Source organism: Sphingopyxis sp. Geo25 (genome assembly GCF_949769135.1).
Classification (GTDB): domain Bacteria; phylum Pseudomonadota; class Alphaproteobacteria; order Sphingomonadales; family Sphingomonadaceae; genus Sphingopyxis.
In genome coordinates, this window is the sequence record NZ_CATKOZ010000009.1 from 14,520 (window position 1) to 36,082 (window position 21,563).

The following is a 21,563-nucleotide window of genomic DNA, read 5'->3' on the forward strand; positions in this document are numbered from 1 at the left end:
TCAATGCGGTGACGAGCGATCGGCACGCCCGTGCTGCAGCCGACTTGACGAATGTTTCCTGCGAGTGGAACATATAGGGAACATTTGAGTCGATATCATCATGAGCGCAACGCCCATTTCTTCGCTCCGGCCGAGTGCCGATGAGCTTGCCGCGCTTCGCGAGGCGGTCGCGCGCGTTGCGGCCGCGCGCGGGCCGGTGCTGCCGTTCGGAATCGGGGCGCTCGATCATGGCCTTGCCGGCGGCGGTCTCGACGGCGCGGGCCTCCATGAGATCGCCGGCGCTTCGGCAAGCTGGAGCGATGATGCCGCCGCAACGCTGTTTGTGGCCGGGATCGCCGCGCGCTTCGCGGCGGCGCCCGATGTCTCGGTCCTCTGGGCGCTGACCCGCTTCGATCTCTACGCGCCCGCGCTTGAACAGGCGGGACTCGGGCCGGATTCGATCCTCTATGCGCGGGGCAAGGACGACCGCGATCTCCTCATGATGTGCGAGGATGCCTTGCGCGACGGTGCGCTCGCCTGCGTCGTCGGCGAGGTGAAGGCCGCCGACCAGACCGCGACGCGGCGGCTGCAGCTCGCGGCCTCCGAAGGCAAGACGCCGATGCTGCTCTACCGGCGCTATCGTCGCTACGGCCAATGCCCGCTCGCCGATCCATCGCTCGCGATGACCCGCTGGCGCATATCTGTGCTGCCGTCGGCGCGCCTCGCGACGCCCGGTGTCGGGCGCGGGCGATGGGGCGTCGAGCTCGTCCGCCAGCGCGGCGGACCGCCTTTCTCCCTCGAACTGGAGGCGTGCGATGACAAGGGTCGCCTCGCTCTTCCTTCCGCAGCTCGCGATCGAGCGGTTGCGGATGGCAGGGCGGCATCCGCCGCGATCGAACGCGCCGCCTGAACCGGCGCGGGCCGGCCCGCGCTTCCCCGAGCCCGTCGACGACAACCCCGGCGCCTGCTCGGTGCCGAAGGGTGGCGGCTGGCGTCCTGGCGCGCGTTGGGCACAGGATAAGGGGACGGCGGCATCGGTCGACACGCTCCCGGCGCACCAGCGGCCGACGATGCGCGAGCTAGGACGGCGCAGTGAAGCGGCGGAACCGGTCTTCCGGACATTGCGATCCGACGACGCGCCACCCGCAGGGATTCCGGCGCCTATGCCGTTGTTATGGGGGCCGCGGCCGACGATCGTCGTCGCGCGCACCGGGCAGCGCGAGGTCGTGACCGCCGCCTGTCGTCAAGCGCAGGACCTCGGCCTCGCGGTCGGGATGGCCGCGGCGCATGCACGCGCGCTTGTCGCCGATCTCGACGTGCTCGATGCCGAACCCGCTGCCGACGCGGAATGGCTCGACCGGCTTGCGCTTCACGCCGCGCGCTGCTGGACGCCGACCGCTGCCGTTTCGGGCGTCGACGGCCTCTGGCTCGACCTGACCGGCGCGAGCCATTTGTTCGGTGGCGAAGAAGGGTTCGCGCGGCGACTTCTGGCGTTCCTCAAGCGCCTCGGCTTCACTGCGCATGTCGCGATCGCCGGAACCCCCGGCGCCGCGCATGCGCTCGCGCGCTTCGGCGGAAGCGCGGCTCTGATTCTGCCGGAAGGGAGTGAGGGGGAGGCGCTGGCGCCTCTGCCGCTGGCGGCGCTCCGGCTGGCGCCGGAGGCGCTCGCCGCCGCGGCGCGGTTCGGGATCGAGCGGGTGGCCGATCTTTATCCCATGCCGCGCGGGCCGCTGGCCCGGCGGCTCGGCCGCGGCGCGGTCGAGCGGCTCGATCAGGCGCGCGGGTTTTTGCCGGAACCGATCGTGCCCGTGGTGCCATTCGAGGTGCCGCGTGCCGAACGGCAGCTTCTCGAGCCGATCGGGACCGCCGAGGCGATCGAGCAGGTCATCGCCGATCTGCTCGCCGATCTCGTCGGCACGCTCGAACGCAAGGGCCTCGGGCTCCGATCCGCGCTGCTGACCTGCGAGCGCGTCGATGCGGCGCGGCAGATCATCGGGATCGGGACGGCGCGGGCGACGCGCGATGCTTCGCATCTCTTGCGCCTGTTCCGGCTGCGGATCGACCGTATCGAGCCCGGGCTGGGGATCGAGGCGATGACGCTCGCGGCGCCAGCGGTCGAACACCTCGCGCCGGTGGCGTTGGGCGCTGCGCTCGGCGGCGAGCCGCGGGCGCCCGACCTCGCGCCGCTTGTCGATCAGCTCGCAGGCCGGGCCGGGGCAGACGCACTCTTTCGCTTGCGCGCCATTGAGAGCGATGTTCCCGAACGCGCGGTCGGACGCGCCGGCCCGCTGGCCAAGCCTGCCGGCTGGCCTTCGTGGCCGCGCCCCATCCGGATGCTCGCGCGGCCCGAACGCTTGTCGGCGGTGGTCGCGCTGCTCCCCGATCATCCGCCGCGCCGCTTCGCGTGGCGCGGGCGGGCCTATTCGGTGGTCGCGGGCGACGGGCCCGAGCGCATCCATGGCGAATGGTGGCGCCGCGCCGGCGAGATGTGGGCGGTGCGCGATTATTTCCGGGTCGAGGCGGAGAGCGGCGAGCGGTTCTGGCTGTTCCGCCGCGGCGACGCCATCGAGGACAAGACCGGGGATTTGAGCTGGTACATGCACGGTATCTTCGGATGACGACATATGTCGAGCTTCAATCCACGAGCCACTTCTCCTTCCTGCGGGGGGCTTCTTCGCCAGAGGAATTGTTCGCGGCGGCCGCGCACCTCGGCCATTCGGCCCTCGGGCTTTGCGACCGGGGCAGCGTCGCGGGCATGGTGCGCGGCCTGTCGGGGCAGGAGGCGACCGGCGTCCGGCTGATAGCCGGGACGCGCGTCGATCTTCGCGATGGCCGCTCGATCCTGCTCTATCCGACCGATCGGGCCGCCTGGTCGCGGCTGACGCGGCTCCTGTCGCTGGGGAAAGCGCGCGGCGGCAAGGGACAATGCTGGCTCGACTGGCCGGATATCGCAGCCTCGGCCGAGGGCCTCTTCGCAATCCTCGTGCCCGACGTTGCGGACGAGCGTGCGCGGCTGGATCTCGCAGAACTGCGCGGGGCCTTCGGTCATCGCGCGTTCCTTGCGCTCGCTCTGCGCCGGCGGCCCGGTGATTATGCGCGGCTGCGCGCGCTCGACGATCTCGCGCGCGGTGTCGGCGTTCGAGCTGTCGCCTGCGGCGACATCCTCTATCACGCACCCGAGCGCCGACCCCTGCAGGACGTGCTGACCGCGATCCGCGAGAAGACCACGGTCGATGCACTGGGGTTTCAGCGCGAGCGCTTCATGGACCGGGCCCTGAAGAGCCCCGCGGAAATGGAAAGGCGCTTCGCGCTCTTTCCGGACGCGATCGTGGCGACCGCCGACATTGCCGCGCAATGCCGCTTCGATCTCGCCGAGATCCGCTACCAATATCCCTATGAGCAGGTGATGGAGGGGCGGACGGCACAGGAGGCGCTGGCGGCGCTCACCGAGGAAGGCGCTTCGCGCATGTTTCCGGGCGGCGTGCCGCCTGCCTATCGGAAACAGATCGATCATGAGCTGCGATTGATCGACGAACTCGATTACGCTCCCTATTTTCTGACGGTAAATTCGATCGTCGCCGAGAGCCGCCGCCGGGGAATATTGTGCCAAGGCCGAGGTTCGGCTGCGAACAGCTGCGTCTGCTTCCTGCTCGGCGTCACCTCGATCGACCCGATCAAGCATGAGCTGCTCTTCGAGCGCTTCGTGTCGGGCGAACGCAAGGAGCCGCCCGATATCGACGTCGACTTCGAGCATGAGCGGCGCGAGGAAATCATCCAGTGGATTTACGAGACCTACGGCCGCCATCGCTCCGCGCTAACCGCCGTCGTTACGCGATACCGGACCCGCGGCGCCGTTGCCGAAGTCGGCAAGGCTCTTGGTCTGCCGCGCGATCTCACCAAGATGCTGACCGGCCTCGTCTGGGGCTGGTCGATGGACGGCATTCCCGAGGAGCGGATCGCCGAATTGAATTTGAACGCCGACGATCATCGGCTGAGATTATGTCTCGATCTCGCCCGGCAACTCATTGGAACGCCGCGGCACCTGTCGCAACATCCCGGTGGCTTCGTCCTCACCGAGGAACGGCTCGACGATCTCGTCCCGATCGAGCCGGCGCGGATGGAGGACCGCCAGATCATCGAATGGGACAAGGACGATATCGATGTCCTGAAGTTCATGAAGGTCGATGTGCTTGGGCTCGGCATGCTCGGCTGCATGAACCGGGCGTTCAACTTGCTCGCCGAGCATAAGGGGGCCGAGGTCGGCATGGCCGACCTGCAGGACGATGACCCGGCGGTCTATGGCATGATCGAGAAGGCCGATACGCTCGGCGTCTTCCAGATCGAGAGCCGCGCGCAGATGTCGATGCTGCCGCGGATCAAGCCCAAATGCTTTTACGACCTCGTGATCGAGGTTGCGATCGTGCGTCCGGGGCCGATCCAGGGCGATATGGTCCACCCCTATCTTCGGCGCCGCGAAGGCAAGGAGAAACCCGAATATCCGAAGCCCGAACTGCGTGCGGTACTCGAGAAGACATTGGGCGTGCCGCTCTTCCAGGAGCAAGCGATGAAGGTCGCGATCGTCGGCGCGGGCTTCACGCCGGCCGAGGCCGACCAGCTCCGCCGCGCGATGGCGACCTTCAAGTTGACGGGCGGCGTATCGCACTTCTATGACAAGCTCGTCGGCGGCATGGTCGAGCGCGGCTATCCCAAGGACTTCGCCGAACGCACCTTCAAGCAGATCGAGGGCTTTGGCAGCTATGGCTTTCCCGAGAGCCATGCGGCGAGTTTCGCGAAGATCGCCTACGCCTCCTGCTGGATGAAGCATCACCATCCCGACGTCTTCTGCGCCGCGCTGCTCAACGCCCAGCCGATGGGCTTCTATGCGCCCGCGCAGATCGTGCGCGATGCGCAGAAGCATGGCGTCGAGGTGCGGCCTGTCTCGATCAACGACAGCCATTGGGACTGCACGCTGGAAGAAGGGGGAGGGCGCTATCGCGCCGTGCGCCTTGGCTTTCGCCAAGTGCGCAGCCTCGCGAACATCCATGGTGCCGCGATCGTCGGGGCTAGGGGCGATGTCCCCTATGATTGCGTCGAGGACGTCTGGCGGCGCGCCGGCGTGCCGCGCGCCGCGATCGAGCGGATCGCCGAGGCCGACGGGTTCGCCTGCCTTGCCGAGGATCGGCGGCAAGGTCTCTGGAAGGTTCGGGGGCTGGGGGAGGCGCCGCTTCCGCTGTTCGCGGCGGCGGATGCCCGGGAGGCGGCCTTCTCGCCCGAAGGGCTCGAGCCGCCGACCGCGCTGCGGCCGATGACCGAGGGGCGCGAAGTGGTGGAGGATTATCGCACGCTGCAGCTCTCGCTGCGCGCGCATCCGCTATCGTTCCTGCGGAACGATCTCGATGCCATGGGGGTGGTCCGCTGCGCCGACCTCGCCCAGATACGCGACGGACGGAACGTTGAAGTTGCAGGTGTGATCCTCGTGCGGCAGCGGCCCGGCTCGGCGAAGGGCGTGCTGTTCGTCACGATCGAGGATGAGACCGGCATCGCCAACGGGATCCTCTGGCCCGACCGCTTCGACATCTATCGGCGCCAAATCATGTCGGCGTCGATGATCGCGATGCGCGGTCGGCCCCAGAAGGAAGGCGAGGTCATTCACATCATCTGCGACCGGATCGTCGATCATGATGCGCTGCTGCGCAGCGTCGGGCGCAGCGATCTCTCCATTGCGCCGGGACGCGGGGACGGGGCGCGGAGCGGGGGCGGCCCGGATAGCCGCGAGCCTGGCCTTCGCATCCGGAGCCATGATTTTCATTGAAGTCGCCCATCTAGTGCGACGGTGTGTCAGTTCTTCCGGTGCGGCTGCGCTGACGCGAGGGACGATGAAGTTTCGCAATGCGGAAAGGCAGCGACAATTGCTCAAAATTGTCCATGACCCAACGCAATTGGTCGCCGCTCGGTCGATCGGATGAGGATTTTACTTCGACCAAAAGTTGCTCGTCGTCGCGCCACAGCAGGAGGTCGGGCCAGCCAAGGTAGCGACCCCAATAATCGTCGACCAAGTAGCGCAGAATTGCGAGGATCGTGTCGGGTGGAAAAATCGCAATCAGGTCGCGCGCCCGCTCGAAATCTTCGTCGCGATGGGCCCAGAGATATTGCCGCAGTGGCTCACTATGTGATCGCCAATAATCGAATAGCCAAAGCAACTCCCCCTTGTCGGCGATACCGTCTTGTCTGAAAAAGAAGGAGAAGTGCTCGTCGATAGCGTCCTTGCGCCGCCGCCCGTAGCCCGCCGTGCCGAAATCCTCCGGTAGGTGAGTCCAGATCATTTCTCCTCGCACACCGGCCTCAAAGGCTGTGCGCGAGCCGAATGATATTATCCGGTTAAGAGGGTCGGCTCCGTCTTGGATCAGGAGCCACATCATTACGCCGAACAAAACGTGGAAAGGTCGACTTTCCAGTCCCATTGTCGACCAACCCAAGCTTTCATAGTGCCGCGCGACGAACACCTCCGCCGAAACTACTTCGCTCTCAACTAGCACGACAGCACCCCGTTCGGGCGATGTGACATATTCGGGGTAGAAGGAGTCGATGGGAACGCGACATCGAGCGAGAATGTCCGCTGGAGACGGCTCGCTCATATCGTAAAGCGGCGCGCTGGCGTGCAGCCGCTTGATTTCATCCAGCACTTCGCGCCCAATATTCTCGTGCGCCGCCTTCGCTTCATCGATCGAAGCGTCCGGATGTTCTGCGTCCCAATGCGCGACAGCCTCCGTCTCCCGAAAGAAGAGTTCCCGCCAATAGAACCGCTTGATCTTGCTCGTCCTGCCCGGGATCGCCGCCGCTGGCGCCGGCTCGAGTGGAACCCCGCGGCAGCCGTTGCAGATATTCGGCTGGAACCCGATCGTCACGGGTATCCGCATCTGCGTTTCGAGTTCGCATCCTTCGCTGAGCTGGTGGGCTAGAAACCGCTGGCCAAATGGCTCATCACAAGCGCACATCATAACCTCGCCGCAATCTGGGCAGCGATATTTTCGTACAATCTCATGCTGATTCAGGCAGAAAGCTGAAGCATGCCGGCATTCTGGCGAGGCGTTCACGTCTTCAAGCTCGCGCGGCAGCGAGCAGGAATAGCGCCTCCGGCACCTCTTCGCCTTCCGCCGAGTCGGCCTGCCTTGTGGCCGGCTTGAATTTCAAATGTGCCAACAACTCGCGCGTCAACGCGTCACCGCGCTTTGCCAATGAAAAGAGCGGCTGGCCCTTGGTCAATTTGCGAAGTTCGGTGACCAGCTTGGTGAGTTGACCCTTGTTCCGGTGATCCTGATGCAAATAGAGCCAGTCCAATCTAATCCTGAACTCGGCGGGGTCAGCCGAGCACGCCATTCGCTTGAACAATGCGGCGCGCGCGGCAGCGCGCGGCTTCGCGAGCCCCGCAACGGCCACGACTTTTCCCTTGTAGATTGAGAAAGCGATTCGGAACGCGCCAGCCAATGCAGCGCGCACCCGAGCCTTATCTTCGCCGCGCGCGACGGCTGCGGTGATCGCGTCGAGCGTCTGTGGCGAACAATCCCCAGGATCAGCAATCCTGGCTTGGTAATTTTTCCGATCTTCCCGATCATGAATAATCTTCGCCGCCTCCGCGAGCGCCTTCTGTCCATCCTCGACGGTGAGCTCGCGCGCGGTCTTGCCGCGCATCGTGTAGCTCAGTTCCCGATTGGCGAGGATCGCCTTCATCAAATCGGCATCTTCGCTGATCTGATCGACCAGTTCCTGCGTCAACTCCTTGCGCGTTCGATCACGAACTGGGTCGTCGCGCTCATCCTGTCGGAACAGCGCACGCAGGCGGTCGCTGATATCGATCGTCTCATCATCAACCCGTTTCGCATAGGCAAGAATGGTATCGATCGTACTGGAAGTGTCATCGAGGTTGGACTGCGCCCACCCGAGCTCGTTGCTCATGTTCCTGATCGTCGCCGAGAGTGAATCTTCCAAGCTTTCAAGCTCCTCCGATATGCTCGAAGCGGCAGTTTCGAACCTTTCGGCGAAAACGCGGGCTTCCACGTCGAGGAATATTTCGAGAAGTTCACCGGGATGAAGCGCCCGATTTCGCGATCCGTCTCGCCGACAGTAGAGGCCTTTTGGCGTGCAATGCGGTCTCGTTGAGCTGGAGGGCACACCGATGCGCAGGATCGGCTTATCACCGAGGTTCTCAACGACGATGTCCACGGAGACCGGCGGGAGACAACTGATCGCCTTGTTGAGGATTTGGAGAACGGCGCCGTCGCTCACATCGCAACCGAGAATTACGCCTACTTGCGCGCCCTCGACGCTCTGCTCTCCCACGCCGGCCAATATCGTGCCGCCTTCGGGCGCATTAGCGAATGCGACCAAGTCTTCAGCAGAAATCCCGTCGGACGTTCGCTTGAAATCGACCAATTGCCCCTCGCCGGACATGAGAAATTGCGACTACCGCGTCATCAGCCGCAAAAATGGCTACGAACTCGGCGCCGGCTGGGTGAAGACCTCGCAGGCCGGTGCCGAATATATCTCGGTGTCGCTGTCGGCCCCCGAACTCGGCCAGATCTTCTGCAACGTCGCGAACGCGCCGGGCGACGATCCCACGAAGAAGGTGCTGATCTGGAATCCGCCGAGCTGATCGGCCTACGGCCCCGCCAGTCGGCGGGGCCGTTTTCTATTGTGACCCGCTTCGGCGAACGGCGCGCTCGTAATAGGCTTCGACCCGCTCCGACACTTCTGGAAACAGGAAGCGCATCAGAGGAAAGAGTTCGGGGTCGGGCAATAAAGCCTCGTCGCGTATCTTCAGCCTGGGACCGATGTCCCACTTCCGGTTGCGCCACTTCCCCGAAACATCCTCTTCCTCGATCTGGGCCGCCCGGTCATAAAGCTCGATTGCATAACCGAATGCGAGGATCTGGCGCGGATGGCTCTGCGCCAGAAGGTGCGCAACCTGCACCAGCTTGTCATAATTCCAGCCGACAGGTTTCCCCTCCCGGGCACTGTAAAGCCCGCTGATCATCGCCCGCACTTCGGCCGAACTGTCGGGATAGTCGGGCAGGAAGATATCCCGGCAGAAGAAGCGGCCGCGCAGATCGCTCCACGCGCGACGGGTTTGGTTGGTGTGCCGAAACGTTCCGCCATGCTCGACCCAGAATTCGAAGAAATCCTTCCTGTCCGCGGCATCGAGCGCCTCGCGCCGCCGCGCGGCCTCGGCTTCGAGCCGAGCAACCTCGGCGTCGCGCCTCGCGATCTCGGCGAGGCGAAGCTCTTCCTCGGCGGCGGCCGCCGCTGCCCGGTCCTCCGCGATTGCCGCCCTTATTTCGACTTCGGCCGCATCATAATCGAAGTAATAGGCGCGCTGACCCTCGCGGTCGTGGGTCAGCTCGGAAAAAGCGACGATCTCGCTCTCGAACCGATCGGTGACATCATCTCCGGACCGAATGGGCCGCCGGAAATGGCAGCGGAAATGAAGTCGCTCCCGTTCGAGCGAAAGTCGCACGGTTTCCTCGTCGATCACGAACAGGTTCGAATTGTTCGGAAACAAAAGGTCGTCGGTCGTCATCAGGCGGTAGGACGGGTCGAACCCCCGGAACAACCAGACGAGCAGCGCGCCCTCTTCCCGGTAAAAGTCCCGTCGACCGACTACGACGCGCAGGAATGTCGTCGAAAGCTGCACCTCGAAGGCAATCTTCCCGCTGGAATCTTCGGCCTGCACATCGGGTCTTCGGTAGGCCTTCTCACGAGTGCTGCTCTTCCAATGTTGCTCGGTCGCGACGCCGGAGAAGGCGGGGTCAGCATCCAGACACCTGACGAGCATCGCCTTGAGGGCCTTGTGGGGCTCGCTCTCCCGGAGCCCGTGATATTTGCGGGCGCAAATCTCCTCCTCCGAAAGCGGTGATCGCGTTCGTGCCGGGCAAGAACCGTCCTCGTGCCGGTGCCGAAAGAAGAAAATATGCTCTTCCGGCCGCGAGACGAGATAGACCGGAACCATGCAATCGCCGCAAGCGAACCGGGCTTCGTCTCGGTGCATTCGGCCTAGGATGACACCGCGTTCCTTGACCAGCTCATGGTAGAGGAAGCTTGTAATGAAATCGGCGGAATCGATGAACTCGCCCGTATCGAGGTCGAGCACCTCCTTGATCGCCGGCCGAGGGACCGAGCGCGCTGGTGCCAGAGGTGCTTCGGTAATCGCTGCGCTACCCCACATATGGCAATGATATCACCGCTGGCGACTAGGGAACAAGAAGCGAAGCCCGACAAAGGGCCGTTGTGGATCAATCGGCGGAGAGAGCTACCGGAAAGCCGCCGGGCGCATCTGGTCCTGCTCCGCGGAACCACCCCCGCTCTCGATTGCCGCTAATCCCTTGGCCGAGGCCCGGCCTCCTACAGTCAACCCCGATGGGGTCCCTGCGCAAGCTTGGGCCGCGGCTGCGCCGCGGTGACTGCGGCCTGTCCCCGTCCGGCGGGGCGACTGTCGAGCGGGAATGGTCCCGCTCCCGATGCAGGAGCCCCGATATGTCGCTTTCCACCGCCCAATCGCTTGGCTGGAATCTCGCCCGCACGATGATGACCATCATCGTCCTGATCGAAACATCGGCTGGATATTCGGTTATGCCGCTCGACGAGTTCGATGGCGACCCGGCCTGCATTGTCTGCGAATATGACCCGTTCAATCGCTGATATCGCGGAAGATTTCGCCCCAAGGTGGTTCCACTTCCGGTTCCACCCTCGGGGCGATTTTGCTATGCTCGCCCGGCAGATTGCGCTGTGGTGGTGGTGGAGAGCGCGTCCGACAGGAGGACGCTCGTGACCTTTTTGATCATCCTCGGCGCCGCGGCCGCCATCTACATCGCCATGCTGATATTTCGCCTGGCTGCGGTTGCGCTCCCGCTTTACGCTGGCATCGGTACTTCGATTTATCTCGCCGGCCGCGACATTGGCTATCCGGCTTCTATCGCAGCAGGATTGCTGGTCGGCGCATTAATTCTCGTCGCCGGACGGGCACTATGCGCTGTCCTGCCGCCCTTCTATCGCGCGATCGTCGCGGCTGTATTTGCCGTTCCCGCCGGCTTTGCCGGCTATCAGGCTGCAAAGGGGCTGGCCGGGCTCGCGATCGACGGAGGATATACGCTTGAGGCGCTCGGACTTGCAGGCGCTCTAGCCGCAGCCGTTGCAGCTTGGCGGGGACTCGGGACAGCCGGGGGAAATTCCCCACGCGGTGGAGCGCTCGGCACAGCCCGAGCCTGACAATCTTCATCAACCAGGTCGGCTGAAAGGCCGATCTCAGGTCGAAGCCCTGCAGCATCGCCGCACCAGCCCGGCCTCCGATCTGCGCCATCTGCCGGCAAGACGCTGACGCTGGATCGCTGGCCGCAACCGCGGGCCTGCGACTTTCTTCCCCCGGCGTTCCGCCGTTCCTCGCGAACCAAGAAACTCGTTGCCCGCCGTCCTTCGCTTCGCTGCGGGCCTGGCGGCTGCGGCGCGCTCCCTTGCCGGCGGTCGATGCGCATCGAGGCCGCGCTGGTGCGGCCCGACATGCAGCAAAGGACATCGTCATGAGCAAGATCGGCAACTTCAAACTCGTCTCGGGTGAATATCAGGGCGAGATCATTACACTTTCGGTGCAGGCCAAATCGGTCCGCATCACTCCCGAGCAGAATCCCAGCGGAAATGCCCCGAGCCACCGCGTCTTCGTCGGGGATGCCGAGGTCGGCGCGGCCTGGGCGAAGACGAGCCAGGACAAGCGGCCTTATCTCTCGGTCAAGCTTGACGACCCGACCTTCGTCGCCCCGATCTTCGCGCAGCTCTTCGCCGGCGAAGAAGGCGAATTTGACCTGGTCTGGAGCCGCCAGCCCCGCCGCGCCGACAATTGACGCCGCACCCATCGCCCGGCTCCGGCCGGGCGATGTTACATCCATATTGAGGGCTTTAGCATGCAAGTTTGAGGTGAAGTTGCGCTAAGCTTTTCCTTTATGTGCCGGTAACCTCGTCGCGGCGCGCGACCACAAACCGGCTGAAATGTGACGGTTTATTCTCCTCATACGGGTCGGAGGCGCGAATGGATCAGGCAGTCGGTTGGCAATCGCCATATTTTCCGAAAATATTCGAACTATATGATCGCGCGGATTTCGCGCAGGAGTTCCTGCGTCGAAGCCCCGCCTATCGCGGCGGCTATGCCGCGGCCGCAGCAGCGCGAGGCGCCGACCGGGCTCGCCGCTTTCGACGGCTCGCCAGCCGTTGGGGGTTGGTTTTTCGCCTTCGATCCTGATCTCACGGCCGCGGCTGCGCCCGCCTTGTGGCGGCCGCAGGCCTGCGCCTTCGTCACGATAGCCCGGCCTGCGCCGAAGGGCTTTGCGGCCCTCCGGCTCGCCGAGATCATCGAGGGACCTGAGATCGTCGCCGAGCTCCTGTCCTACCGCGACTGGCACGTCGTCCTGCGTGCGGGCGGGAGGCGCTACCGGCTCCTGATCCGGCGCTGCCTGGCCAACGAGCGCCTCGCATTCCTGTCTCCGGCCGACGCCCACATCGAGCTTCGCGCCTCGATGATCATGGCACTCCACCGTGAATTGCTCGACCTTGGCGGCGCACGTCCGCCGCCCGACGCGACGCTGGGTCCCACCGAGCGCTGGCGGCTGATCCAGTGGATCCGCCTTCTCGATGCAATGGCCGAAGGAATTTCGGCTCGAGAGATCGCAGCGAGGCTGCTGCTTGAGGACGCGCGGAGCTACTCGGCCGCCGAATGGGATGCGTCGAGCGAGCGCCGCCGCATCGCGCGCTGGCAGCGCGCCGCGCTTGCGATGCGCGACGGTGGCCTCAGCGCGCTACTCGGCACCGCCTGATCGGGACATTCCGAGGTCCGTCACTTTGTCCGTTCCTGAATCGGGCCGCGATTTTCCAAGTTCGCCTCCTCTTCGCTTGAGCGCGCCTGCGTATCCGGCGCCACTCTGGAGGCCTACTCTTGAACGAAATTCATGCCCCGCTGCTACCGCGCTACCTGACGACGCCCGATGCCGCCGTTCACCTTGGGCTTTCAGCGCGAACGCTCGAGAAGCACCGCTATTGCGGCACCGGCCCGGAGTATCGAAAGCTTGGTACGCGCATCGTCTACGCGATCACGGACCTCGACGCCTGGGCTGAGAAGGGTCGGCGCAAGTCGACTTCGGATCCGGGAAAAGACACGGTTCATTCGGCACGGCCGATCCGCCGATGATACACGCGGGATCGCCAACTTCGCCGTGTGTACAGCGCATCGCCGTCGGAGGATATCCGTCCACGACCGCGCTTCTCGGGGTGCCGCCGGGCGGGCTGACCGACGTCGAGCTGCCGTGGATCGAAAGCCGACTGGAAGCGCAACTGCGCTTCGGCCGCGTCGTCGCCGAGCGGTCCGATGGACCCAACAAGCGCATCGTCTCCTTCCGCCCCGGCGCGACATTCGGTCTGACCCGCTGCACGGCCGCGGACATGGGGCAGATGTCCAGGCGGCTCTCCATCGTCACAGCGGCTGCAGCCGGAAGCCGATGCGCCGCCCATCCCGGGATCGATCCCGGAGGAGACATTCTCCTCGATCTCGATGCGCTCGAGCCCATCAGGGCGGTGCTCGTCGAGATCGACACGATCGAGTCGTCCGGCATTGACCTGTGCGATGTGGCGCCCGACCATTGGCGTCATATCGCCGCCCAGATGGCAGCTGCGTTGCCGTTCCGCTCCTACGGAGCCGAACGCCATGCCGCATGGCTGCGTCGCAGGACGGTCGAGTCATGAACCGGCGATGGCTCTGCGCGACCGCTGCCTGCGGCGGGATCTTCTGCGGGCTGTTCGGCGCGGTCGCGATCCTCGCGCCGCAGCCGCGGCTGCTCTGGAATGCGAGCGCCAGTGTGCCGGTCGGGCTTTATACTATAGATGTTGGCGCGGTGCCCGCGCGCGGCGACCTCGTCGCCGTCCCGCCGCCTCCGCGGCTTTCGGACTGGCTCTCGGCGCGCGGCTATCTGCCGCGCGGCGTGCCACTGCTGAAGCGCGTCGCAGCAACCGAGGGCGCGCTCGTCTGCCGTAGCGGGGTGTTCGTCACGATCGACGGCGCGCCTGCGGCGCGCACGCGATCGGCCGACCGCTTGGGACGCGCTCTGCCGCTGTGGCTCGGCTGCCGCCGTATGCAGCGAGGCGAGCTGTTCCTGCTCGGCGCCTCGCCGGACAGTCTCGACGGCCGATACTTCGGGCCGCTGCCGGCATCCGCCGTCATCGGCACCGCGCATCCCATCCTCACTCGCGACGCCTCCGGCGCGCCGCTTCGCTGGCGCCGGGACGGCGACCGGCATCCCTCCAACCTGCCGGACGAGGAACAGACACCATGATGATCGGAAGCTTTCAAACCGCTGGCGATGGATACGCCGGTCAGATTCGGACTCTCACGCTCCACGCCAGTATCGCGATCGTGCCGGCGCAGTCGTCGGACGCCGAGAACGCTCCCGGCTGGCGGGTGCTGCTCGTCGAGGCCGACGAGGGCGTTGAGATCGGTGCGGGCTGGGACCGCAGCGGCAAGCGTGCCGGCTCCTATATCGCGCTGCAGATCGACGACCCCTCCTTGCCGGTGGCGCTGCGCGCCAACCTCATCCGCTCGGTGCGAGGCGAGGACGAATATCATCTGCTGTGGTCGCATCCGGCGCCGCAGGGCAAGGCCTGAGCGGTGCGGCCTTCGGCTCGCTCGGCGCGCTTCCGCGCCATGCGCATCGCCGGTGCCGCATTGCTGGCGCTCGCGGCGCTGCCTGCCGTCCCGGCGGCAGCTCGCGAGCCGGTCGCGGACACGCCGGCCGTTCATCCTTTCGCTTCCCATGTGACCGAAGCATCGCAGCGCTTCGCCATCCCGGAAGCGTGGATATGGCGCGTGATGCATGTCGAGAGCCGCGGTCGGTCGCGTGCGGTCTCGCACGCCGGCGCGATGGGACTGATGCAGATCATGCCCGCGACCTGGGCGATGCTGACCGCGCGATATCGGCTCGGGTCTGATCCGTTCGACGTCCGTGCCAACATCATCGCCGGTGCGGCCTATCTGCGCATGATGTGGGACCGCTATGGCGACGTCTCGCTGATGCTCGCCGCCTACAACGCAGGTCCCGGCCGCGCCGATGCCTATGCGGCTGGTCGGCGCGGACTTCCCGCCGAGACTGTCGCCTATGTGGCAGCGATCGCACCGTCGATCGGCGCATCGGGCGTCGCTTCGCTCGCCCCCGCGCCGACACCGACGGCACCTGGCTGGCGCAGCGCATCGCTCTTCGCCAGACAGAGTGACGGTGACGCGGTTGTGCCCTCCGGTGCAGATCCGCTGCACAGCAAGGACAACGCGGATGCAGCGCGAACCGCTCCACCTCGCGCGCCTGTGGCGCTCTTCGTTCCGCGTTCCGGCCGCGATCAATGATCTCGCGCGCCTGGTCCTCGCTGGCTAGCCCGGACCTGCTTGTTGGGGCGTTTGGGTCGGACTGTCAGGGAAAGGGGGCAGGGCAAGATAAAAGACCGGCCAGCTTTCTGGCGGTATGTGGTTGGTTTGTCTCGGGTTTTTCGTATGGCAGCGGCACTTTCCTGCCATACTGCTTCCCAAGTTCGGGCCTCTTTTCAGCGGCTTGCAATATGGCTGCCCGCATATGAGCTCAGACGACAATGATTTTCGCATCAGGCCGGGAAGAGGGCGCGATGCAGGGGCAGGCTCGGCTGGCCGCGGCAAGCGCCTTGCGGCCGAGGTGCGGCGCGCTGCGGCTCGATCGGGCGCGACGCGCCTCCGGCGCGCCGGCCCTTCGCGCGGCGGGACAGGGCGCTATGGGCGGGGCCGCCGCGCGCTCGCCGTCATCCGACGCGGCCCGGCGATGCGCCGCGTCACCGTCATGGGCCGGATCGTCCGGCATCGCGGCGCACAGTTTCGCTCAGCCCCTCTCGGGCGGCACATCGCCTATCTTGAGCGGGATGGTGTGACACGCGACGGACGCGACGCCTCGATGTTCGATGCGGCCGGCGACGAGGCTGATCGCGGTGCCTTTGCCGAGCGATGCGCAGGCGATCGTCACCACTTCCGCTTCATCGTCAGCCCAGAGGACGCCGCCGAGCTAGGCGACCTTCGCGGCTTCACGCGCGAGCTTTTGCAGCAGCTCGAGGTCGATCTCGACACCCGGCTCGACTGGGTCGCGGTCGACCATTGGAACACCGACAATCCGCATATCCATGTGCTGGTGCGCGGGGTCGCCGCCGATGGAGCCGATCTCGTCATCGACCGGACCTATATGGCCGAAGGCGTGCGCGGCCGCGCGTCGGAGATTGCGACCCTCGAGCTCGGTCCGCGGAGTGAACTTCAAGTCGACGCGGCCCTTTGCCGCGAGGTCGAGGCCGAGCGCTGGACTAGCCTCGACGCGGAGCTTGCGCGGCGCAGCCGTGAGAATGAAATCGTCGACCTCCGCCCTGCCACGGGAACGCCGGGCGGCGACCGGCATCTTCTCGGTCGCGCCGCCAAGCTCGAAGCGTTGGGGCTCGCCTCGCGCGTCGGGCCGGCTCAATATCTGATCGACCATGCCGCCGAGGATCGGCTTCGCGCGATCGGCGAACGCGGCGACATCATCAAGACCATGCACCGCGAAATGACGGCGCGGGGGATCGCGTTCGACGCCTCGGCGATCGCGATCGGCGAGCAGGGCGAGGGGACGACCGTCGGCCGCCTGGTTGCGCGGGGTCTCGACGACGAACTCGCGGGCTCGGCCTACGCGATCGTCGACGGGGTCGATGGGCGGACGCACCATATCCGCTTCCCCGATCTCGAATGGACGGGCGATGCGACGCCGGGCGCGATCGTCGAACTTCGCCACTGGGACGGACGCGATGGCGCGCGGCATATCTCGCTCGCGGTTCGCTCGGACCTCCCGATCGGGGCACAAGTCGAGGCGCGCGGCGCGACGTGGCTCGACCGGCAGCTCGCATCGCCCGACCGCTCGATGCGCGCGGAAGGATTTGGGCGCGAGGTCCAGGAGGCGATGACCGCCCGCTCCGACTTTCTCGAGCGCGCCGAGCTGTTGCCGCGGGGGTTGGACAGGCAGCCGGCCAAGGAGCGGATCGAGGTCCTGCGACGGAGCGAGATCGCGGCAGCCGTCGAGGCGATCGCGGCGCGCACCGGCCTCGAGCACCGCCCGTCGGCGGCGGGCGAACATGTGAGCGGCATCTACCGTGAACGTGTCCAACTCGCGTCGGGGCGCTTCGCGATGATCGACGACGGGCTCGGCTTCCAGCTCGCCCCTTGGCGCCCCGCGCTCGAGCCGCACCTCGGCAAACATATCAGCGGCGCCTTGACCGCGAGCGGCGGCATCGACTGGTCGCTCGGTCGCGGTCGCGGGATCGGCATTTGATCAGACAGGAGAAGGCCCATGAACGACCGCGTCCTCTGGGGACAGATCACCGTCATCTTCCTGATCGTGCTCGGCGCGGTGTGGACGGCGACGCAATGGACCGCATGGGAGCTCGGCTATCAGGCAGCGCTGGGCGATCCCTGGTTCCGCATCTCGGGCTATCCCGTCTATCCGCCGCCGGCCTTCTTCTGGTGGTGGTTCGCCTTCGACGCTTATGCGCCGCCGGTCTTCTACCGCGGAGCGGCGATCGCAGCCTCGGGCGGCTTGCTCTCGATCATCGTCGCCATCTTCATGTCGATCTGGCGCGCCCGCGAGCGGCGCCGCGCCGAGACCTATGGCTCGGCGCGCTGGGCGAGCCCGCGCGAAGTTCGCGCCGCTGGAATGCTCGGCGAGGACGGGGTCATCATCGGGCGGCTCGGGAAGAGCTACCTTCGGCACGATGGCGCCGAGCACCTCCTTTGCTTCGCTCCGACGCGATCGGGGAAGGGGGTAGGGCTCGTCATCCCGACCTTGCTCACCTGGCCGGGCAGCTGCATCGTCCACGACATCAAGGGCGAGAATTGGGAACTTACCGCAGGCTTCCGCGCGCGGCACGGCCGTGTGCTGCTCTTCGACCCCACCAACAAGGCGTCGGCTGCCTACAATCCGCTCTTCGAGGTGCGGCGCGGCGAATGGGAAGTTCGTGACGTGCAGAATGTCGCCGATGTGCTCGTCGATCCGGAAGGGAGCCTAGAGAAGCGCAACCATTGGGAGAAGACGAGCCATGCGCTGCTCGTGGGCGCAATCCTCCATGTGCTCTACGCCGAGGAGGACAAGACGCTGGCCGGTGTTGCGGCCTTCCTGTCGGATCCGCGGCGCCCGATCGAGACGACGCTGCGGCGGATGAAGACGACCAAGCATCTCGGCACGTCGGTCCACCCGGTCGTCGCCGCGGCCGCGCAGGAGCTGCTGAACAAGAGCGAGAATGAAAGGTCCGGCGTGCTGTCGACCGCGATGTCCTTCCTCGGCCTCTATCGCGATCCGGTCATCGCGACGGTGACCGGATCGTCCGAGTGGCGGATCGCCGACCTGATGGAGGGCGAGGTGCCGGTGTCGCTATACCTGGTCGTGCCGCCCGGCGACATCAGTCGTACAAAGCCGCTCATTCGGCTGATCCTCAACCAGATCGGGCGCCGGCTTACCGAGGAACTCAATCCGGCCGCGCGACCGCGCCGGCTTCTGCTGATGCTCGACGAGTTCCCGGCGCTCGGACGGCTCGACTTCTTCGAAAGCGCGCTTGCCTTCATGGCGGGCTACGGAATCAAGGCTTTCCTGATTGCCCAATCCTTGAACCAGATCGAGAAGGCCTATGGCCAGAACAACGCAATCCTGGACAACTGCCATGTACGCGTCAGTTTCGCGACCAACGACGAGCGGACCGCCAAGCGCATTTCGGACGCACTCGGAACGGCGACCGAACAGCGCGCTATGGAGAACTATGCCGGTCATCGGCTCTCGCCGTGGCTGGGACATCTCATGGTATCACGAACCGAAACCGCCCGGGCACTGCTGACACCCGGCGAGGTCATGCAGCTCCCGCCCGACGACGAGATCGTGATGGTCGCCGGGCTGGCGCCCATTCGTGCCAAGAAGGCGCGTTACTTTCTCGATGCTCGCTTTCGGGCGCGGATCGTCCCTCCGCCTCCAAGACGCACGCCATCGGTGAAGCCGCACGATTGGTCCAGGGTTCCCGGGCCAGCGCCATCTGAACCGCGCCTCGCATTGCCGGCTCCCGCCATGACCAAGCCCGTCGAGGATGAGAGCGATAGCGCCAATAGCGGGATCCGGCAGGAACCGGAAATCCCCGCGCACGAGGATGTCGCGCCGCCGCTACGACCTGTGCAGGGCGAGTTCGACTATGCCGACGATGACGCCCAGAGCGATGCTGCGCGTGCCCGGGCTGCCGCGGATCGCCGCATGTCTCGCGCTGCGCGCAACGCTTCGCTCGATCCCGGCGACGGGATCGACCTATGAGCCGAGGGCACATCAAGCAGACCTATCGCCTTGATGCCGGGCTCGTCCGGGGCATCGAGGATCGGGCACGGCAGAGCGGCTCGACCAAGACCGAAGTCGTCGAAGCGGCGCTCGCAGCCTTGCTAGCCCCCGAAGACAGGGAAAAGGCCGAGGCGTTGGTGATCCGGCGACTCGATCGCTTGGCGCGTTTACTCGAGCGCCTCGAATGGCATACCGACCTCACCAACGAAACGCTGGCGCTTTTCGTTCGCCATTGGCTTACCAGCACGACGCCGCTTCCCGATGGCGCGCTCGCGGCGGCGCAGGCAACTGGAAAGCGGCGGTGGGAGGGGTTCGTCGACGCTCTCGTGAAACGGATGGAGGGGGGAGCGAAGCTCGCGGCCGAATTGAACCGAGATGCCACTCAATCGGCTCCCGCCAGAAAATAAGCCCGAATTCGATGCGACACCTCTGGATTGAGGCGGATGAATGTGCGCCGACCATCGAACGCATCCGGCACGCGCCGGATAATATTTGCATCGCAGAGCTTTTGGCAGAGACGCAGCGCGCTGCTCATCGGGATGCTCGGCGTCACGCATAGCGACGTGACGGAAAGCGGCTTTCGTTCGCACTCGTGGATGAAGAGGTCGACCAGCATTTCCCACGCCGGATCGCCGAACAATTCGGGCGCCCCGAGCAGTTGCTGACGGAGCATGCGCCTCCTCATCGTAGCGCGCGCATTGGCGAGTGCGACATCCTCGTCGTCGGGCTGCGAACGATCGGGGCTTCGGAGAGTGAAGGGCGGGCCAGAGACACTCGCTGCGGCGGGTTCCCGGTTTACCAGATGGTGGGCATAGGCCGTTGTGACGATGATATGGTCGAGCACGTCGACGCCGAGCGATCGGCCGATTTGATCCAATCGGCGAGTCACGTCGATATCTTCCCGGCTTGGCGTCGCATCCCCGCTCGGATGGTTGTGGACAAGGATGATGGCCGCGGCGTTCAGCTCGAGAGCCCTCCGAAAGATCGTCCGCGGATAGAGGCTGATCTGCGAAATCGTGCCTCGCTGCATCTCTTCGTCCGCGATCAGGCGGTGCGAAGGGTCGAGAAACAGGATGCGAAACCGCTCGTCGACGAGACTGCCCATCGAGAGGATCAGATATTGCCGCAGTTCGGCAGCGAAGGGATCGATGCGAATTCCGCGGATGTCTGCGCTCGCTGCTGCGACAGCGACATCGCGGGCGCATAGAATCGCGGATACGACCGGAGAACGCTGGCCGGCGATCCTCCCGATAGCTTCAGGCTCTTGCGCCCAGAGGCGGCCGAGCGACTGGAACTCGTCTAGGAGCGCGTTAGCGATTTCGATCCCGCGTCCTGGGGCGGCGATCTCCACGAGATGTGCCAGGACGGATCGCTGCCGTGCTGCTTCAGGCGACGCTGGTGATGCCAGGTTGCAAGGATGAGAAGGGGAGGGACCAGCCAGGACGAGGCCACCTGCATCGTTAGATATACGACCGGACTGATGGAGAGGTCCACCACCCTGCTCAGGTGGGCGAGCAAGGGCAAACCGTGGAGGATTGCCGCCGGTATCGTCCAGAACCGATATGCTACCAACGCCAAAGCGAGAGTCGCGGTGGCACCGAATATGTCGAGCGCGAGATAGCCAAGATCGAGCGACTGATAGGAAACGATGTCGAAACCGACCAGCAAGCGATCGAAGATCACGATGATGATCGCGATCCCGACCATCGTCCGCTCGGGTCCACCACCCTTGCAGACGGCATAGGCGAGAGCGATCAGCAGGAGGGAGGCGAAAATCGCAACTCGCATTCTCGTTGTTTTTCATGCTGATCGCGCTCGGTCAATTCGCTTCAAGCGGCCGAAGAGAGCGGCACCACCTCCACGCCAGCAACGGACGGGCATTCGCGCAGATCATAGCCCGCGGTTTCTTTGCCGATTTCGGCGAGTTCGCTGTGCGCGCGCAAGATACTGCCGCTCACCTTTACGAGCGACATTTGCGCTTCGACGAGACGCATGATCGTCCCTTGGCCGGTCTTCGGCGGCGCGCCGATCGCTCGCCGCGCCATGACGACGCTAGTCGTAAGGGTGGAAACAGCGATGAGCGCATCATCGATGCTGCCTTCAGCCTGAGGTACGTCGCGATGCAGCCTGGCCGCCATCGCGGCAATATTCTGAGACATAACTTCT

The 21,563-nt window shown here is 65.3% G+C and carries 23 protein-coding genes; 17 read left to right on the forward strand and 6 right to left on the reverse strand.

All coding sequences use genetic code 11. The features are described 5' to 3' along the window. Positions 1-100: 100 nt before the first annotated feature. From QOL68_RS17585 to QOL68_RS17595, 3 genes are read left to right on the forward strand one after another with little or no spacing between them, the layout of a single operon-like run. Positions 101-889, forward strand: a complete 789-nt coding sequence (locus QOL68_RS17585) for an ImuA family protein (protein ID WP_282950288.1) — start codon at positions 101-103, stop codon at positions 887-889. Then, entirely contained in the window at positions 795-2,597 is a 1,803-nt protein-coding gene (locus tag QOL68_RS17590) for a DUF6504 family protein (protein ID WP_282950289.1), read from the forward strand. The genes QOL68_RS17585 and QOL68_RS17590 overlap by 95 nt, the downstream gene beginning before the upstream one ends. Next, a complete protein-coding gene (locus tag QOL68_RS17595) occupies positions 2,594-5,791 on the forward strand; it encodes an error-prone DNA polymerase (RefSeq protein ID WP_282950290.1) in 3,198 nt (1,065 codons plus the stop codon). Before QOL68_RS17590 ends, QOL68_RS17595 begins: the two co-directional genes overlap by 4 nt. A 10-nt stretch (positions 5,792-5,801) precedes the next feature. On the opposite strand, the gene QOL68_RS17600 is transcribed toward QOL68_RS17595, so the two are convergent. Both QOL68_RS17600 and QOL68_RS17605 read right to left on the reverse strand, forming a co-directional pair. Next, positions 5,802-6,884: a VRR-NUC domain-containing protein gene (locus QOL68_RS17600; RefSeq protein ID WP_282950291.1), complete on the reverse strand. Its 1,083-nt coding sequence runs from the start codon at positions 6,882-6,884 to the stop codon at positions 5,802-5,804. Positions 6,885-7,077: 193 nt separating this feature from the next. Next, on the reverse strand, positions 7,078-8,409 hold the full coding sequence (locus tag QOL68_RS17605; RefSeq protein ID WP_283404333.1) for an AlbA family DNA-binding domain-containing protein: 1,332 nt from the start codon (positions 8,407-8,409) through the stop codon (positions 7,078-7,080). Positions 8,410-8,425: 16 nt separating this feature from the next. Here QOL68_RS17605 and QOL68_RS17610 point away from each other — a divergent pair, with 16 nt between their 5' ends. Continuing rightward, positions 8,426-8,629: a DUF736 domain-containing protein gene (locus QOL68_RS17610; RefSeq protein WP_282950293.1), complete on the forward strand. Its 204-nt coding sequence runs from the start codon at positions 8,426-8,428 to the stop codon at positions 8,627-8,629. Between the two features lie 36 nt (positions 8,630-8,665). On the opposite strand, the gene QOL68_RS17615 is transcribed toward QOL68_RS17610, so the two are convergent. Beyond that, on the reverse strand, positions 8,666-10,123 hold the full coding sequence (locus QOL68_RS17615; RefSeq protein ID WP_282950294.1) for a DUF6035 family protein: 1,458 nt from the start codon (positions 10,121-10,123) through the stop codon (positions 8,666-8,668). Between the two features lie 383 nt (positions 10,124-10,506). Between QOL68_RS17615 and QOL68_RS17620 the strand changes: the two genes are divergently transcribed. From QOL68_RS17620 to QOL68_RS17680, 13 genes are all read left to right on the forward strand, one after another. Continuing rightward, positions 10,507-10,671: a hypothetical protein gene (locus QOL68_RS17620; RefSeq protein WP_200938066.1), complete on the forward strand. Its 165-nt coding sequence runs from the start codon at positions 10,507-10,509 to the stop codon at positions 10,669-10,671. Positions 10,672-10,797: 126 nt separating this feature from the next. Continuing rightward, positions 10,798-11,238, forward strand: coding sequence for a hypothetical protein (locus QOL68_RS17625; protein WP_282950295.1), 441 nt, complete (start codon positions 10,798-10,800; stop codon positions 11,236-11,238). A 308-nt stretch (positions 11,239-11,546) separates the two neighbouring features. Continuing rightward, complete coding sequence (locus QOL68_RS17630; protein ID WP_282950296.1) at positions 11,547-11,864, forward strand: DUF736 domain-containing protein; 318 nt, start codon at positions 11,547-11,549, stop codon at positions 11,862-11,864. Positions 11,865-12,049: 185 nt separating this feature from the next. Next, entirely contained in the window at positions 12,050-12,259 is a 210-nt protein-coding gene (locus QOL68_RS17635) for a transcriptional regulator domain-containing protein (protein WP_282950297.1), read from the forward strand. Continuing rightward, positions 12,165-12,830 (forward strand): DUF2285 domain-containing protein, encoded by a 666-nt coding sequence (locus QOL68_RS17640; protein WP_282950298.1) that lies wholly within the window; start codon positions 12,165-12,167, stop codon positions 12,828-12,830. Before QOL68_RS17635 ends, QOL68_RS17640 begins: the two co-directional genes overlap by 95 nt. 119 nt (positions 12,831-12,949) lie before the next feature. Further along, positions 12,950-13,201, forward strand: coding sequence for a helix-turn-helix transcriptional regulator (locus QOL68_RS17645; RefSeq protein ID WP_282950299.1), 252 nt, complete (start codon positions 12,950-12,952; stop codon positions 13,199-13,201). Continuing rightward, positions 13,198-13,752 (forward strand): DUF2840 domain-containing protein, encoded by a 555-nt coding sequence (locus QOL68_RS17650; protein WP_282950300.1) that lies wholly within the window; start codon positions 13,198-13,200, stop codon positions 13,750-13,752. The genes QOL68_RS17645 and QOL68_RS17650 overlap by 4 nt, the downstream gene beginning before the upstream one ends. Continuing rightward, a complete protein-coding gene (locus QOL68_RS17655; RefSeq protein WP_282950301.1) occupies positions 13,749-14,339 on the forward strand; it encodes a S26 family signal peptidase in 591 nt (196 codons plus the stop codon). Before QOL68_RS17650 ends, QOL68_RS17655 begins: the two co-directional genes overlap by 4 nt. After that, entirely contained in the window at positions 14,336-14,668 is a 333-nt protein-coding gene (locus QOL68_RS17660; RefSeq protein ID WP_282950302.1) for a DUF736 domain-containing protein, read from the forward strand. The genes QOL68_RS17655 and QOL68_RS17660 overlap by 4 nt, the downstream gene beginning before the upstream one ends. A gap of 60 nt (positions 14,669-14,728) precedes the next feature. After that, positions 14,729-15,400, forward strand: coding sequence for a lytic transglycosylase domain-containing protein (locus QOL68_RS17665; protein ID WP_282950303.1), 672 nt, complete (start codon positions 14,729-14,731; stop codon positions 15,398-15,400). A gap of 223 nt (positions 15,401-15,623) precedes the next feature. Continuing rightward, complete coding sequence (locus tag QOL68_RS17670) at positions 15,624-17,363, forward strand: relaxase/mobilization nuclease domain-containing protein (protein WP_282950304.1); 1,740 nt, start codon at positions 15,624-15,626, stop codon at positions 17,361-17,363. Between the two features lie 18 nt (positions 17,364-17,381). Further along, positions 17,382-19,376: a conjugal transfer protein TraG gene (locus QOL68_RS17675; RefSeq protein ID WP_282950305.1), complete on the forward strand. Its 1,995-nt coding sequence runs from the start codon at positions 17,382-17,384 to the stop codon at positions 19,374-19,376. Next, positions 19,373-19,804, forward strand: a complete 432-nt coding sequence (locus tag QOL68_RS17680; RefSeq protein ID WP_282950306.1) for a CopG family transcriptional regulator — start codon at positions 19,373-19,375, stop codon at positions 19,802-19,804. The genes QOL68_RS17675 and QOL68_RS17680 overlap by 4 nt, the downstream gene beginning before the upstream one ends. Here the strand turns inward: QOL68_RS17680 and QOL68_RS17685 are convergent. Genes QOL68_RS17685 through QOL68_RS17695 form a run of 3 tightly spaced genes read right to left on the reverse strand, consistent with a single transcriptional unit; the run spans position 19,780 to position 21,535 of the window. After that, a complete protein-coding gene (locus QOL68_RS17685; RefSeq protein WP_282950307.1) occupies positions 19,780-20,748 on the reverse strand; it encodes a JAB domain-containing protein in 969 nt (322 codons plus the stop codon). The two genes, QOL68_RS17680 and QOL68_RS17685, sit on opposite strands and share 25 nt — an antisense overlap. Beyond that, positions 20,697-21,185 carry a hypothetical protein gene (locus QOL68_RS17690; RefSeq protein WP_282950308.1) on the reverse strand — a complete coding sequence of 163 codons (489 nt, stop codon included), beginning with the start codon at positions 21,183-21,185 and terminating at the stop codon, positions 20,697-20,699. The genes QOL68_RS17685 and QOL68_RS17690 overlap by 52 nt, the downstream gene beginning before the upstream one ends. Positions 21,186-21,226: 41 nt before the next feature. After that, entirely contained in the window at positions 21,227-21,535 is a 309-nt protein-coding gene (locus QOL68_RS17695) for a hypothetical protein (protein ID WP_282950309.1), read from the reverse strand. Positions 21,536-21,563: the final 28 nt, after the last annotated feature.

What these genes read in the sequence shown, in the direction of transcription:
- QOL68_RS17630 (WP_282950296.1), top strand. Translation starts at nt 11,547, where the DNA reads ATGAGCAAGATCGGCAACTTCAAACTCGTCTCGGGTGAATATCAGGGC.
- QOL68_RS17590 (WP_282950289.1), top strand. Translation starts at nt 795, where the DNA reads ATGACAAGGGTCGCCTCGCTCTTCCTTCCGCAGCTCGCGATCGAGCGG.
- QOL68_RS17670 (WP_282950304.1), top strand. Translation starts at nt 15,624, where the DNA reads ATGAGCTCAGACGACAATGATTTTCGCATCAGGCCGGGAAGAGGGCGC.
- QOL68_RS17620 (WP_200938066.1), top strand. Translation starts at nt 10,507, where the DNA reads ATGTCGCTTTCCACCGCCCAATCGCTTGGCTGGAATCTCGCCCGCACG.
- QOL68_RS17695 (WP_282950309.1), bottom strand. Translation starts at nt 21,535, where the DNA reads ATGGCGGCCAGGCTGCATCGCGACGTACCTCAGGCTGAAGGCAGCATC.
- QOL68_RS17660 (WP_282950302.1), top strand. Translation starts at nt 14,336, where the DNA reads ATGATGATCGGAAGCTTTCAAACCGCTGGCGATGGATACGCCGGTCAG.
- QOL68_RS17635 (WP_282950297.1), top strand. Translation starts at nt 12,050, where the DNA reads ATGGATCAGGCAGTCGGTTGGCAATCGCCATATTTTCCGAAAATATTC.
- QOL68_RS17610 (WP_282950293.1), top strand. Translation starts at nt 8,426, where the DNA reads ATGAGAAATTGCGACTACCGCGTCATCAGCCGCAAAAATGGCTACGAA.
- QOL68_RS17650 (WP_282950300.1), top strand. Translation starts at nt 13,198, where the DNA reads ATGATACACGCGGGATCGCCAACTTCGCCGTGTGTACAGCGCATCGCC.
- QOL68_RS17680 (WP_282950306.1), top strand. Translation starts at nt 19,373, where the DNA reads ATGAGCCGAGGGCACATCAAGCAGACCTATCGCCTTGATGCCGGGCTC.
- QOL68_RS17655 (WP_282950301.1), top strand. Translation starts at nt 13,749, where the DNA reads ATGAACCGGCGATGGCTCTGCGCGACCGCTGCCTGCGGCGGGATCTTC.
- QOL68_RS17585 (WP_282950288.1), top strand. Translation starts at nt 101, where the DNA reads ATGAGCGCAACGCCCATTTCTTCGCTCCGGCCGAGTGCCGATGAGCTT.
- QOL68_RS17690 (WP_282950308.1), bottom strand. Translation starts at nt 21,185, where the DNA reads ATGCGAGTTGCGATTTTCGCCTCCCTCCTGCTGATCGCTCTCGCCTAT.
- QOL68_RS17640 (WP_282950298.1), top strand. Translation starts at nt 12,165, where the DNA reads ATGCCGCGGCCGCAGCAGCGCGAGGCGCCGACCGGGCTCGCCGCTTTC.
- QOL68_RS17675 (WP_282950305.1), top strand. Translation starts at nt 17,382, where the DNA reads ATGAACGACCGCGTCCTCTGGGGACAGATCACCGTCATCTTCCTGATC.
- QOL68_RS17595 (WP_282950290.1), top strand. Translation starts at nt 2,594, where the DNA reads ATGACGACATATGTCGAGCTTCAATCCACGAGCCACTTCTCCTTCCTG.